General features: G+C 67.6%; 13 protein-coding genes and 1 riboswitch. Of the genes, 2 read left to right on the forward strand and 11 right to left on the reverse strand.

The window, feature by feature from the left end; genetic code table 11:
* Positions 1-32: 32 nt before the first annotated feature.
* The 5 genes from AAC979_RS17170 to AAC979_RS17190 form a co-directional block, all read right to left on the reverse strand.
* On the reverse strand, positions 33-821 hold the full coding sequence (locus tag AAC979_RS17170; protein ID WP_371349090.1) for an ABC transporter permease: 789 nt from the start codon (positions 819-821) through the stop codon (positions 33-35).
* Positions 822-823: 2 nt separating this feature from the next.
* A complete protein-coding gene (locus AAC979_RS17175) occupies positions 824-1,687 on the reverse strand; it encodes an ABC transporter ATP-binding protein (RefSeq protein ID WP_371348109.1) in 864 nt (287 codons plus the stop codon).
* A gap of 24 nt (positions 1,688-1,711) precedes the next feature.
* Positions 1,712-2,656, reverse strand: a complete 945-nt coding sequence (locus AAC979_RS17180) for a hydroxymethylglutaryl-CoA lyase (RefSeq protein WP_371348110.1) — start codon at positions 2,654-2,656, stop codon at positions 1,712-1,714.
* Positions 2,653-3,903, reverse strand: coding sequence for a CaiB/BaiF CoA transferase family protein (locus AAC979_RS17185; RefSeq protein ID WP_371348111.1), 1,251 nt, complete (start codon positions 3,901-3,903; stop codon positions 2,653-2,655). Before AAC979_RS17185 ends, AAC979_RS17180 begins: the two co-directional genes overlap by 4 nt.
* Before the next feature lie 151 nt (positions 3,904-4,054).
* A complete protein-coding gene (locus AAC979_RS17190) occupies positions 4,055-6,151 on the reverse strand; it encodes a TonB-dependent receptor (protein WP_371348112.1) in 2,097 nt (698 codons plus the stop codon).
* 461 nt (positions 6,152-6,612) lie between these two features.
* Between AAC979_RS17190 and AAC979_RS17195 the strand changes: the two genes are divergently transcribed.
* Entirely contained in the window at positions 6,613-6,792 is a 180-nt protein-coding gene (locus AAC979_RS17195) for a hypothetical protein (RefSeq protein ID WP_371348113.1), read from the forward strand.
* 180 nt (positions 6,793-6,972) lie between these two features.
* Here AAC979_RS17195 and AAC979_RS17200 read toward each other — a convergent pair whose 3' ends face one another.
* The 3 genes from AAC979_RS17200 to AAC979_RS17210 all read right to left on the reverse strand — a co-directional run bounded on the left by AAC979_RS17200 (position 6,973) and on the right by AAC979_RS17210 (position 9,321).
* Positions 6,973-7,650 (reverse strand): energy-coupling factor ABC transporter permease, encoded by a 678-nt coding sequence (locus tag AAC979_RS17200; protein WP_371348114.1) that lies wholly within the window; start codon positions 7,648-7,650, stop codon positions 6,973-6,975.
* Positions 7,651-7,684: 34 nt separating this feature from the next.
* A riboswitch (cobalamin riboswitch) is annotated at positions 7,685-7,916 on the reverse strand.
* A 29-nt stretch (positions 7,917-7,945) separates the two neighbouring features.
* The gene (locus AAC979_RS17205; protein WP_371348115.1) at positions 7,946-8,647 is read right to left on the reverse strand and encodes a Crp/Fnr family transcriptional regulator; all 702 of its coding nucleotides are present in this window, start codon (positions 8,645-8,647) and stop codon (positions 7,946-7,948) included.
* A gap of 194 nt (positions 8,648-8,841) precedes the next feature.
* Entirely contained in the window at positions 8,842-9,321 is a 480-nt protein-coding gene (locus tag AAC979_RS17210) for a hypothetical protein (protein ID WP_371348116.1), read from the reverse strand.
* A gap of 339 nt (positions 9,322-9,660) precedes the next feature.
* Between AAC979_RS17210 and AAC979_RS17215 the strand changes: the two genes are divergently transcribed.
* Complete coding sequence (locus AAC979_RS17215) at positions 9,661-10,005, forward strand: hypothetical protein (protein ID WP_371348117.1); 345 nt, start codon at positions 9,661-9,663, stop codon at positions 10,003-10,005.
* Between the two features lie 86 nt (positions 10,006-10,091).
* Here the strand turns inward: AAC979_RS17215 and AAC979_RS17220 are convergent, their stop codons facing one another.
* The 3 genes from AAC979_RS17220 to AAC979_RS17230 are packed head-to-tail and all read right to left on the reverse strand — an operon-like array spanning position 10,092 to position 13,485.
* Positions 10,092-11,345, reverse strand: coding sequence for a class I SAM-dependent methyltransferase (locus AAC979_RS17220; protein WP_371348118.1), 1,254 nt, complete (start codon positions 11,343-11,345; stop codon positions 10,092-10,094).
* A gap of 11 nt (positions 11,346-11,356) precedes the next feature.
* A complete protein-coding gene (locus tag AAC979_RS17225) occupies positions 11,357-12,139 on the reverse strand; it encodes a DUF1365 domain-containing protein (protein ID WP_371348119.1) in 783 nt (260 codons plus the stop codon).
* Positions 12,136-13,485 (reverse strand): NAD(P)/FAD-dependent oxidoreductase, encoded by a 1,350-nt coding sequence (locus AAC979_RS17230; RefSeq protein WP_371348120.1) that lies wholly within the window; start codon positions 13,483-13,485, stop codon positions 12,136-12,138. The genes AAC979_RS17225 and AAC979_RS17230 overlap by 4 nt, the downstream gene beginning before the upstream one ends.
* Positions 13,486-13,614: the final 129 nt, after the last annotated feature.

Raw genomic sequence — 13,614 nt, forward strand, 5'->3', positions numbered from 1 at the left:
GGTACTTCCTCCCTTTATTGTCGTTCGCATGTTTACGATTGTTCGCTGGCCGCCTGCGGGCGCCACACCAGCAGCCGCTTCTCGATGCGGGTGACAAACCAGTCGATGACAAGCACGAAGGCGGCGAGGATGAACATGCCGGCGAACACGCCGGTGACGTCGAACACGCCCTCCGCCTGATGAATGAGGTAGCCCAGGCCGGCGGAGGAGCCGAGGTATTCGCCCACGACGGCGCCAACGAGAGCGAAGCCAACCGCCGTATGCAGCGAGGAGAACATCCACGACATGGCTGACGGCCAATAGACATTACGGAAGAGCTGACGCTCGTTCATCCCCATCATGCGCGCATTGGCGAGCACTACCGGACTTACTTCCTTCACGCCCTGATAGACGTTGAAGAACACGATGAAAAATACCAGCGTGACGCCCAGTGCCACTTTCGACCAGATGCCAAGGCCCAGCCACAGCATGAAGATCGGCGCGAGCACAACGCGCGGCAGGGCGTTGACCATCTTCACATAGGGGTCGAACACCGCCGCAACCAGCGGCTTGCGGGCAAACCAGAAACCGACGACCACGCCGCCGCCGGCGCCGATGAGAAAGGCCAGCACGGTCTCCGTGAGCGTGATCCAGAGATGCTTCCAGATGGTGCCGGAGACGAACAGTTCCACCACCCGGCCGAGCACATCGCCGGGCTTGGAGAAGAAGAACTCGGGCAGCAGATAGTCGCCGCCGATCGGCACCGTGGCACCGATCTGCCAGATGGCCAGCACCGCCACCGCAACGAGAATCTGCAGGAAAAGGAGCTTGGCCGGATGCAGCTTCACGACGGCATCTCCTCTCCATATGTCTTGGCGACTTCGGCCTTCAACTGGTTCCAGATCAGCCGATGAAGCTCGTGAAAACGCGGGTCGAGACGAATTTCCGCCGTGTCGCGCGGACGGGCGAGGTCGATCGGGAAATCGCCGATGATCCGCGCCTCCGGCCCGGCCGACATGATCACCACGCGGTCGGACAGCGCGATCGCCTCTTCAAGGTCGTGGGTAACGAACATTACCGCCTTGCGGTCTTCCGCCCACAGCCGCAGCAGCAGCGTACCCATGATCTGCCGCGTCTGCGCGTCGAGCGGGCCGAAAGGCTCGTCCATGAGCAGGATTTTCGGCTGGCGGATCAGCATCTGCGCCAGCGCCACGCGCTTCCTCTGGCCGCCGGAAAGCTCATGCGGGTAGCGTTCGACAAAGCGGGCGAGACCGACCCGCTTCAACCAGTCCTGCGCCTGCGCCTGCGCTTGCCCCCGAGCCATCCCGCCGATTTCCAGCGCGATGGCCACATTGTCGAGTGCCGTCTTCCACGGCATCAGCGCGTCCTGCTGGAAAAGATAGCCGGCGCGGGAATTGAGGCCCGCCAGAGGCTCGCCGAAGATCGACACCGTCCCGCCCGCCGGTGCCAGCAGGCCCGCCGTGGCATTGAGCAGGGTGGACTTGCCGCAGCCGGTGGGACCAACAATCGCGACGAACTCACCTTCCCGCACCCGCAGCGAGGTCGGCGCCACCGCCTTGAACACCGGCCGGCCCTTCACGGCGAAGCTGATGCTGATCTCATCGAGAGCGACTGCGAGCGGCGCGTGCTCCACAGTCCGGGAAAGGCCCGCCTGGGGGGATGGCTCCGCCGCGAGGGCAAGATTCATGGGCTCACCTGCCATGTCGTGGTCCTACTGGGCGGCGCGCAGATGCGCCGGCGCGGGGTGAAGGTCGCCGCTGCGGCCGGCCTTGGCAACCTGGCCTGGAATGTCGTGGCCGAGCAGCGCCGGAAGGCTGCGCGCCAGTGCCAGAAGGGCCGACAGGTCAACGCCGGTCTCGACTCCCATCTCGTCCAGCATGTGAACGAGGTCCTCGGTCGAGATATTGCCGGTGGCACCGGGCGCGAAGGGGCAACCGCCAATGCCGCCGAGCGCGGCGTCGAATCGGTCCGCGCCGGCCTCCAGCGCGGCGAAGGCGTTGGCGAGCCCCATACCGCGCGTATTATGGAAATGCAGGGTCAGCGGCACGCCGGGGAAGCGCGCGCGGAAGGCCGAGACCAGCTCCGCCACCTGCCGCGGATTGGCCATGCCGGTCGTGTCGGCCAGCGTCACGGAGTGCAGGCCGCAGGCGAGAAGTGTCTCCGCCAGATCCAGCACCTTCTGCGGCGATTGTGCGCCTTCAAACGGGCAGCCGAAGGCCGTAGCGATGGAGCCATTGAGTGTCACGCACGTGCCAGAGGCCGCCGCGACAATAGCGCGGAAGCCTACGAGCGACTGGGCCGGAGCCATCCTCATATTGGCGAGATTATGCGTCTCGCTCACCGAGACCACGAGATTCAGCTCGTCCATGCCCGCCTCCAGCGCCGCCTCTGCGCCGCGCAGATTTGGCACCAGCGCGACATAGGTCACACCGGGCCGGCGCGTGATGGCACACGCGACTTCCCGCGCATCGGCAAGGTTCGGCACCGCCTTTGGCGAGACGAAGGACGTGACCTCGATCTTGGCGACGCCGGTCTGCGAGAGGGCATCAATCAGCGCGACCTTGTCCTCGGTGGGCAGGAAGCGTGGCTCGATCTGCAGCCCGTCGCGCGTCACAACTTCCTGGATGAACACATGTGGGGGAAAGGCGACGCTCATGCTGGCTGCCCCTGCCCCCCGGCCCCACCCATCGCTACCGCGCCGCTTTCGACCAGCGCGCCGATCTCATCCTCGCTATAGCCGAGCGCGGCAAGAACGGGCGCGGTGTGTTCGCCGAGCTGCGGCCCCAGCCAGTGGACCGTACCGGGCGTCGCGGAAAGCTTGGGCACGATGCCGGGCATCTTCACGTTCAATCCATCCGGCAAGGTCGAGGGCAGGATCATGTCGCGGGCGAGATATTGCGGGTCGGTCACAATATCGGCGACCGAATAGATGCGCCCATTCGGCACTTCGGCAGCATCGAGTGCCGCCGTTACCTCATCCAGCGAATGCCGGCTCGTCCAGGCGGTGATCGCCCCGTCGATCTCCTCGACATGGCGCACGCGCCCGTCATTGGAGGCGAGGCGCGGATCGCTGGCGAGGTCGTCGCGTCCGATCGCTCCCATCAGCCGGCGGAAAATGCCGTCGCCATTGCCGGCGACGATGACATAGGTGCCTTCGGCAGTCGGATAGGAATTGGAAGGCGCGATTCCGGGCAGCGCTCCGCCCGAGCGCGTGCGTACGAAGTCGAACACATCATATTCCGGGACGAGGCTCTCCATCATGTTGAAGACGCTCTCGAACAGCGACACGTCCACCACCTGCCCGGTGCCGCGGCCGGACTTGATGTGCAGCAGCGCCATCAGCGCCCCCATCACCGCGTGGAGGGCGGCCAGCGAATCGCCGATGCTGATGCCGGTACGCGCGGGCGGGCGGTCGGGTTCGCCCGTGGTAAAGCGCATGCCGCCCATCGCCTCGCCCACCGCGCCGAAGCCGGGACGCTCGCGATAGGGCCCGTCCTGGCCGAAGCCGGAGATCCGCACCATGACGAGGTTGGGGTTGATCGCTTTCAGCGCCTCCCAGCCAAGCCCCCAGCGCTCCAGCGTGCCGGGGCGGAAATTCTCGATCAGCACATCCGCATCGCGCACGAGACGGCGTACCACCTCCTGCCCCTCAGGCAGGCGCATATTGATGGCGACGGATTTCTTGTTGCGCGACTGCAGGTACCACCAGAGCGAGGTGCCCTCGTGCAGCTTGCGCCATTTGCGCAGGGGATCGCCCTCGCCCGGCGCCTCGACCTTGATCACCTCGGCGCCGAATTCCGCCATCAACCGGGCGGCAAAAGGGGCGGCGATCAGATTGCCAAGCTCGATCACACGGATGCCGCTCAGCGGCCCCTCAACGGGACCGGGCCGGGTTGCTTCCATGGCAGGCGCTCCTCACACGTCGTTTTTTCGATCTATCAACCGAAAGACGGTGAGGGTCTACCCCTCTTTAGGCAAACATGAAGCAACAAGGAGCCCCACGCAGACCGAGCCCGGAGGACCCCTGCGCGGGGCGCAGGGGTTAAGTGAGGCTTCAGAACGAAACGGTCAGCCGGGCATTGAACGAGCGGCCGGGACCGGCGACCGCATAACCCCAGGCGGGCGAGGTGCCCATCATCGAGGAAACTTGGTAATTCACCAGATTGGCTCCGCCGAGCGGGAGGTCGTACTCGGTGTCGAACAGGTTCTCGATGCCGAGGTCAAGTCTGAACGGACCCTGCTCGTAGCTGGTGCGCAGGTTGAACAGCGCATAGGCGCTGGTTTCCAGCTCGTTATGCACCTCGCTCACTTCGGTCTTGGCGCCCACCAGTTGCACCTCGGCGGTTGTGGTCCAGTTGCCGAGCACATGGTCCAGCGCCAGCGTCGCATTGACCGGCATGATGTGGTACAGATTCACCCCGTCGACGCGCTGGCCGCGCACGAAGTTCAGATTGCCGCGGAACACACCCTTGCCATAGGTCGGGTCGTTCCACAGGTCGAGCCGCCCGTCGATGTTCATGCCGTAGAGATAGGCGTCGTAATTGGCGAACTGCAGATAGACGAAGCCCTCGGTGGCGGTCAGGTTGTCCGGCAGGTTGGCGAGGCACCCCGGCAGCGCGCAACGGCGCACGTCGATATAGTCCTCGACATAGCTGGCATAGGGCGACACCCGCACCTCCCACGCCTTGCGGACCGGGTCGCGCCATGTGGCGGTGAGGCTCGCCGTATGAGCCTTTTCCGGCTCGAGGTCGATATTGCCGACATAGCCATTGCCGTCGCCGAACCACCCGATCATGCTCATCGCCATGGCATTGGTCGACCAGGAATAGCGCTCATAGAGATTTGGCGAGCGGGTCTTGCGGGCCAGGCCGATGTCGAGCTGGCGTGCCTCGTCCGGCTGGTAGCGCAGGATCGCCGAACCGTCGATATTGATGTCGGTGCGGGCGTGGTCCAGCGCATTGAAGGCGGCCGCGTTGGCGCCATACATCATCTCATTATAGCCCTGTACATCGCCCGTGTTCATCCAGACGACATCGCTGCGCGCGCCAAGAATGGCGGTCCAGTTCTGGGACAGGACTCGCTCCCACTCGGCGAACACCCCGACACGCAGGCGCTGGCCGTCATTGATGTTCCAGAACGTGTCCGGCCCCATCATCATTGAGCCCTCGACCGGCGGCCACCAGTCATCGAGCTGATTGTAATAGAGCTCGTTGCCAACCCGCACGATGTCGATCGCGGTCGGCTCCAGCGTGCCGGCGACACGGTAGCCCATGTCGGTGCTCTTCGTGTCCATCGGCATGTCGCCGGTCTTGTCCGGCGCGATGAACCCCATAGTGTGGCGCACATGGTTATAGAAGGCGTTCGCCTCCAGTTGACCCCAGTCGAACTGCTTCTCGAGCGCGCCGTTGACGAAGAAGCTCTTATTGTCGACCATGTCCATATACTGGTTGACATAGCCTTGGTACGGAATGAACTGGCCGCCGACCTGTAAGGTTACCAGGCCATCGTCAAGCTTGCGCGACAGACTCAGGGCATGATTCTGAGTTTCGTACATTGTCGACTTGATTGTCGTGCCGTTGCCAGATGTGTAATCGTCCGCCTGCACCCAGCCGCCAGTGTAATTGACGCTGCCAACCTCATTGGCCGCATTGAGCTTAACATCAACCCCGACGACATTGCCGTTGCTGCGGTAATAGCCGGACACGCTGCCGGAGAAGACAATTTCCTCGCTGTCGGTGAAGGCCGGAGGCGCGACGGTCACGTCGATGCGCGCACCCGTATAGTCACCGCCGAGGCTCACGGGCGCGGTGCCGGAATAGACCGCCACCTGGGAGATCATGGCCGGGTTCACATAGGACATTGGCGGATTCATCATGTTCGGGCAGGCCGGGCCGAACAGCATGCCGTCAATGGATACCTGAACCTGGTCGGCGCTCATGCCGTTGACCGCCGGCAGGCTCGACACCCCGCCCGCGCCCCAGGATGCGCCCCCCGGCACGCGGTCGATCAGCGAACCGGAATCGGTGGTCCACAGTGTCGCGTTGCTGGCTTGGAAGGTCGAAATGGTGCCGGTGTCGGCGGGGACGAAGCCGTCATAGGTGAGGTCCGGCGGCGCCTCCGAGTCGGCCGTGCCGGCGGGCCGAACGACCATGACCGTGGGCAGTTGTTCAACAACGCTGGCATCCGGCCGGCCGGTTTGAGCGCTGGCGTCGGCAAGGACGCCGGGTAACCACAGCAGGGCAAGTGCCGTCGAGCGGCATAAGCGCGGCCTGCAGGAAAGGCGGCCCCGAGCGGTGCGGAGCAGGAGAGCAAAGGAAGGCATGGCATTTCCATCGGTCTGCGGCCCGGCGCGCATATCGGCGCGGCGGCGGGCGGCCACATGGGAAGATCGGCGTGCCCCGGGGAGGCCGCGCGGCTGCATCAGACGAGGAAGGGTGCGCCAGGTGGTCCGCGCGGAGGATGGGCGCAACGAAAGAGCGCGGCGAGCGACGGGCAGACGGTTGCCGGTGCCCAGTGGGACACGACAGCGAGATGGGCAGGCGCCGCATCCGCCGGCGCTTCGGGTATTATGAAACGATCCGGCGCTGTGCAGAATGGACAGTGGGGCGGGTGATGGCCCGTGTTTTCGTGACCGATCGGTGCGGAGGCATCGACGCAGAGGGCAAGGGTCGCGGCGGCGGCCGGATTGGCCCATATGCGCCCGGCGAAAACACCGGAGAGCGCCATCTGCGCGACAAGCACATAGGCAAGCGCCAGCGCCATCGCGCCAACGCCGAGCCCAAAGCGTCGTGAAGTGCCAGCCATCTCACCGATTCCCCTAGGGAATCATGGCAGGCCGCCGGACGCTCTGACAGAGCTAACCTACGACAGACCCTTGGACATTTTGTCCAAGGGTCCGCGCGTCAGGCCCGTTGAGGTCGCGGATGATATCCAGCCGTTCGGCGCTACCGGACGCGGCGCGCCCGGCACGGCTCACGCCACATCGTAGAGGCGCCGCTCGAACAGCGGCGTGCCGCGCAAGCCGCTCAGCGCCTTGGCGGCGGCCAGCACCGCAAGGTCGACCAGAGGTTCGACAATGATAACAAGCATATAGGCCGCGCCGAAGGAGAGGATCGACGAGGCGTTTTCGACAGTGAAACCGTGGCCGTAGAAGGCCCAGAACGCCACCCAGGCCACGATTCCGGCCTGATAGGCGGTGGAAAGCGCCAGCGCCTGCCGGTACTTCAGCTCCACATAGGGCGTGTTCGGTGAGATCAGTCGGGTGGACAGTGAGGCCAGTGCGAACAGTGGGACCAGCAGCGTGGTGACGTTCATGCCGTATTGCGGCAGGTCGAAGGGCGCGAAGAACAGACCCTGAATGGCGAGCCCCGCCGCCAGCCCGATCGCCGCCGGCGCGACGCCGAAAATGAGGAACAGCGTCGAGCCGAGGATGAGATGCACCTCCGACACGCCGACCGGATGGTGCGGCAGAATCTCGAAGAAACCGAAGACGAGCGCCGTCGTGGCGAGGCTGCGCAGCGCCAGCGAGACGACGCCGCGCTCGGCCACCGCGTCGGCGGCGAGCTTCAGCGTATAGGCGCCCGCGCCGGCCGCCGTGACATAGCTGAGCCAGATCTTTCCTTCGGCCACAAGGCCGGGTTCGATATGCATGATGGTCTCCTGTGCCGTCTCACCCGACGGCGCGCATGGGGTTCATCCGCATGGCCGGTCTCCTGACTCGCGGGTCACGGCATGCCTTCCGCCTTCCCGGACCGCCCGAAGGCGCGTTCCAGTGGCTCGATGGAAGGCCGCTCGCCGCTCACAGTCGCGGGGGCGGTCGGGGCTTCGGCGCGGAACCTCGCGGCTCCACGTCCTTCCCCGTTCCCGTTTCATCCATGCGGCGTCGCCGCACGGACACCATGCAGAATCGATGGGTGCATCGACAGGCGCATAGAACAGCCTGCATTCACGGCGCGCAAGCGGCTCCGCCCGCGGCCGGCGGCGAGGACGACACGGCGCGGGCCAGCTTCATATCCTTCGCACGCTTCGCACCGTTGGCGCTTCTCGCGCCCTTCGCACCCTTCGCACCCTTGGCGGCATACAGCGCCTCGACCTTGCGCTCACCCGCCGCGATACGCGCGAGGCCGTCGGCATCCGTCAGCATCAGCCGACCCTCCCGGCCGAAGGCGATCAGCCCCTCTTCGCGCAGGCGGCTCATGCAGCGGCTCACCGTCTCCAGCGTCAGGCCGAGCCAGTCGGCGAGATCCGCGCGGCTCAGATGCAGCGGAAAGCCAGCGCCGGCCACCGTCGCGCCCGCCTCGGCGAACTGGGCCGAGAGATCGAGCAGCGCGCCCGCCACACGCTCGCCCGCGCTCTGCCGGCCGAGCCGGGCGACGTGGCCGAGCGCCCGCAGCAGCAGCATCTCCTGATTGGCCGCCATCAGGGCGTGGCGGGCCTCGGGAGCCAAGTCCACCGGCTCAAGCTGCGTCGGCGTCAGCGCCACCGCCGCGGCGCCCAGCCGGGCGAGCACGGCGAGGTCGAGCAGCCCGCCCGGCCCGACAATATCGAGAATCTGCCGGCGCTCGGCATCGAGATGGCGGGTAAGGGCCACACAGCCCAACAGCACACGGGCGAGCGGCGCCGCGCCGGGCCCCGTGTCAGGCAGCACCGCCGTCACTCCCGGCGCCACTCTGAGCGGCGGGAAAGCGCGGCGCGGGCGGCCGGGCGGCGCGACCCGGACGGCCGCCGGGAGCGGAACCGCCCCGCACACCGGAAAGGGCGGGGATGCGAGCGAGGAAGTAAGAAACATGGGGCATGATCCGGCAAGCGCCGGACGCCCTCAGGCGGGCCGCTCCGGCAGCGTCACAGCCAAGGCAGGCGCCCGCCTGCCGCGAAGAGGGCGGGGCGGAGTGCGGGCGGCGCCCGTGACGAGATGCGGTAGAGCGGGACCGGACCAGCCTCGGAATCCTCCGGCACCGGAGACTGCATCACCCTACGGTATTCGGCGCGGGCGAAGAGCTCCGCCGCCGGGCCGGGCACCGCCGGGGCGCCCTGCAGGCGGCAAGCATCGCATCCGGGATGATGCGCGGGTGCGTGCGACGCGCCGTCCGCATCCGTTGGGCTGAGGCAGAGGTCGGGAAGCGTCCCGTCGGGCAGGGTGTACTGGGACAGGTCGATTCCCGCCTCGGCGGCGGCGACCACTGGCGGGCGCGGCACCGAAAGCGCCAGTACCAGCAGCAGGGCACAGAGAAGACGCAGCCACAGCCCCCGGGCACGGATGGCCGAGTAAGGTGCGGCCCTGCCGGCGATCGAACGGTGGAAGCGGGAGAAAGGCCGTGCCATGCAGACGGAGTTCCTGAGCCCGCATCACTGTACCGGGCGGCACGGCGCCCGACAGTGGACAGGATGTCCCAGCCTACCGCCGCCTGCCGCCTGCCGCCTGCCGCCTGCCGCCTGCCGCCTGCCGGCCGCGCCAGACGCGATGGCGAGCGCAGCGGCAAGGTCGCCGGCCGCGTTCGCGGTCCGCCGCCGGCAGCGCGCGCCGCACGGCGCAGACACCGTGCCGGCATCGGCTTTATGGATGTTTTCACCTGAGGACGGGCGCTCTATACTGCTGGCCCGTGCGCGGCCGGGGCGCCGCCCTCGCCACGCGGCCGCGACGCGGCGGAAAGGCGATCACCCATGCCCCATCTCGTGCGGTTTCTGCTTCGTCACGCACTGATCGGCGTCGGCCTCGGCGCGCTGTTCGTCGGCACGCTGGTGCTGCTCGATGTCGGGCGGCTCGGCACGCTGGTCGGCCAGTCCGCTTCCGGCGTCATCGCCCTTGTCATCCTCACCTTCGCCGTCGGCATCACCTTCGGCAGTGTGCAGATGGGTTTCGCCATCATGCTGATGGGGGAAGATGAGGAGAAGGCCGGGCCGGGCGGCAAGCGGCGGCGTGCGCCTACGCTGACTCCCACGCCGGTGCGTGTGCCCGCGCGGACGAAGATGCCCGGGGCTGAACGCCGCGGCCTGCGCGGGGCGTGATTCTTCACCGATTTGGCGACTGATTTACCGATCCGGCCGATTCAACCCGGTCCGATCAGGCTCACGCGAGGCGTGCCGCCGCGCGCTCAGCCCTTCAGCCGGTAAAGCCCGACATCAATGGCGCCGGCGCGGAAGCCGCCTTCGCAATAGGCGAGATAATAGTCCCACAGCCGCCGGAAGCCGTCGTCGAAGCCCATCGGCGCGATGCGCGGCCAGGCATCGTGGAAGCGGGCGCGCCATTCGGCCAGGGTGTCGGCATAGCCGAGGCCGAAGCACTGGGTTTCCGCCAGTTCCAGCCCGGCGCGTTCGGCGTGTTCGGCAATATGCGTCTTGGTCGGCAGCATGCCGCCGGGGAAAATATGACGCTGGATGAAATCGGTGTTGCGGCGATAGGACTCGAAGCGGTCCTCGGCGATGGTGATGACCTGCAGCACCGCCGTGCCGCCCTCATTGAGGCAGGCGCGCAGCTTGGCGAAATAGGTCGGCCAATACGCCTCCCCCACCGCTTCCAGCATCTCGATGGAGACGATGCGGTCATAGCGCTCGCCGACATCGCGGTAATCCTGCAGCCTGAGATCGGTGCGCCCGTCGAGCGCCGGGTCGGCGGCGACCATCGCCTGCGCGTGGGCAAGCTGCTCGCGCGAGAGGGTGATGCCGGTCACCCGCGCCCCGGCCCGTGCCAGGGCGGCGGCCAGCGCGCCCCAGCCGCAGCCGATTTCCAGCACAGTCGCGCCGGGGCGCACCTCCATCATCTCGACGATGCGGGCAAGCCGCGCCTGCTGCGCCGCTTCCAGCGTCTGGCCGGGCGGCAGCGCGATGGCCGACGAATAGCTCATGCTGGCATCGAGCCACGCCCGGTAGAAATCATTGCCGAGATCATAGTGGAAGGAGATGTTGCGACGGCTGCCGGTCTTCGAGTTGCGGCGCAGCCCATGGCGCAGCCGGTTCCACAGCCGCACCGGCGCGAGGGCGTCGATCCGCCCGGCGAGGACGGGGAGATTATGCGCCGCCAGTTCGATGAGCGCGGGCAGGTCGGGGCTCGACCAGTCGCCGGCGATGAAGGCATCGGAAAAGGCGATGTCGCCGCCCGTCACCAGCCGCCGCACCGCCCGCCAGCGCTGCAGCACCAGCGTCGCCTCCGGGCCGGGACGCACTCCCCGCCCGACCAGCCGCCGGCCCTCCGGCGTCACCACGGTGAGCGTGCCGACGGCAAGCTGGCCGAGCAGCCGCGCCAGCACTGCCTCGCGCCAGCCGGCGCGGGCCGCGCGCGCGGCCGGCAGCTCGCGCGCATGGGCGAGGTCGTGGGTGGAATCGGCGAGAAGATCGGCGTCACGCGGCATGCGGCGTTTCCTCAGTGTCGGTGCGCGGGCGAGATGGTGACGGGGGCCTCGGGGGCGGGCGGGCGCGGGCGCAGGCCGATGCCCTTGGCCCAGATGAACAGCGCTTCCCAATGAATGCCGGCGATCACCTTCAGCGTCAGCAGCGGATAGGCGAGCATCGCCCGCGCCAGCTCGCCATCGTTCAGCGGGCGGCGGGTCGCGGTCTGCACCGCGCTGAGCACCGGCCCCTCCGTGTCGCTTGCGAGAATGGCGATGCGCAACGCCTCCCCCGGCGGGTTGACGCGGAAAGCGTAGGTCAGCCCCATATCCATGAAAGGCGAGACGTAGAAACGCTTCTCCGCCTTCTGCCGCAGCGGCGCCACCTCGCCCGGCGCAACCGGGATGAGATAGGAGTGGCGCTGGCCGAAAGTGTTGTTCACCTCATAGAGCAGCGCGCTCAGCGCGCCGTCGCGGCGGTGGCAGAAATAAATGCTCAGCGGGTTGAAGGCATAGCCGAACAGGCGCGGCAGGGTGAGCAGGCGGATGGCGCCGCCATCGGGCGCCAGCCCGGCCTCGGCCAGCAGCCGCTCCACCTGCGCCTTCAGCGGGCCGGCCTGCGGATCGGCATAATCGCGGTCATGGAAGCTGAAGACGTTGAAGCGGTTGCGCGAGAACAGCCGCAGCCGGCGGTCGAGCCCGTCGATCTCGTCGAGGTCGAGCAGCAGCGAGAACAGGCGATAGGCCAGCCGGTGCCGGCGCGGCTTCAGCCGCACATGCATCACCTCGCCGGCATAAAGCGCCGATGCCCCGCTCATGCAACCAGCTCCGCCAGCGCCTGCGGCGCGTAGCCGGCGGGAAGGGCGATGCGGCCGGACTCCGCCGCCACCCTCCAGGGGCGCCGGATTCCGCCCAGCGCCTCGGCCACCGCCAGCCCCGCCTGCAGGCCGTCCTCATGGAAGCCCGCACCGAAATAGGCGCCACAATACCACACGCCGCCCTCGCCCTGCAGCGACCAGAGCCGCCGCTGCGCCGCCATGGCGCCGCCATCGAACAGCGGGTGCTCATAGCTCGCGCGGTAGTGCACCGAGCCCGGCGCCGGCGGCTCCGTCGGGTTCAGGGTGACGAAGAGCGGGCGGTCGGCGGGCAGGTTCTGCAGGCAGTTCATCCAGTAAGTGACGCAGAGCTTAGGGTCGGCGCGGCGGTCGGCGAGGTAATTCCACGCCGCCCAGGCGGCGCGGCGGCGCGGCATCAGCCGGGCATCCTCATGCAGCACCGCCTCGTTGCGGCTGTAGCGGAAGGCGCCGAGCAGGTCGCGCTCGCGCGCGGTGGGGGCGTCCAGCAGCGCCAGCGCCTGGTCGGCATGGGTGGCGATGACGACATGGTCGAAGCGGCGCTCGCGGCCGGCGGCATCGGTGACGACCACCCCGCGCGCCTCCCGCCGCACCCCGCGCACGGCGCCCCCGCACACCACCTCGCCGGTGAAGTCCTCGCGCAGCCGGGCGACATAGCGCCGGCTGCCGCCGGTCACGGTGCGCCAGATCGGGCGGTCGGCAAGCTGCAGCAGGCCGTGATTCTCGCAGAAGCGCACAAAGGCCGCGACCGGGTAGCGCCCGACCTCGGCGGCGGGTGTCGACCAGATCGCCGCCGCCATGGGGTAGAGATGATCGTCGCGGAACGCCGCGCCGTAGCGGTGCGCGTCGAGATAGGCGTCGAGGCTCTCATCGCCCAGGGTGGCGAGATCGCGCGGTGCGTTGCGGTAGAAGCGCAGCAGGTCGGCCAGCATGGAGAGGAAGCGCGGCGAGGCGATGTTGCGCGGCTGGGCGAACAGGCCGCGCAGATTGGCGCCGGAATATTCCAGCCGCCCGCCATCCAGCGACACCGCGAAGGACATGTCGGTCGCCTGCGTCGCCACGCCGAGATGGGCGAACAGTGCGGTGAGGTTGGGATAGGTTTTCTCGTTATAGACGATGAAGCCGGTATCGACCGGCACCCCCGCCGCCTCCACCGTGTTGGAATGGCCGCCGAGCCGGCCCTCGGTCTCGAACAGCGTGACCGCGTGCCGCTTGCCGAGCAGCCAGGCGGCGGAGAGGCCGGAAATGCCGGCGCCGACGACCGCGATGGACAGCGCCGAGCCGGGCACGAAGTCCTGACGAATGTTCATGACGCGAAAACCTGGGGCTGTGGAGCGGCGGGCGAAGGTTGTCTAATGTACGCGAACGGCAGGGCGCCGGATCACTCGCGAGCGGAATGATCCGGCAGCCGGGCCGTTGCGTAGAAGGGTGCATGAATG

Source organism: Ancylobacter sp. IITR112 (genome assembly GCF_041415945.1).
Taxonomy (GTDB): Bacteria; Pseudomonadota; Alphaproteobacteria; order Rhizobiales; family Xanthobacteraceae; genus Ancylobacter.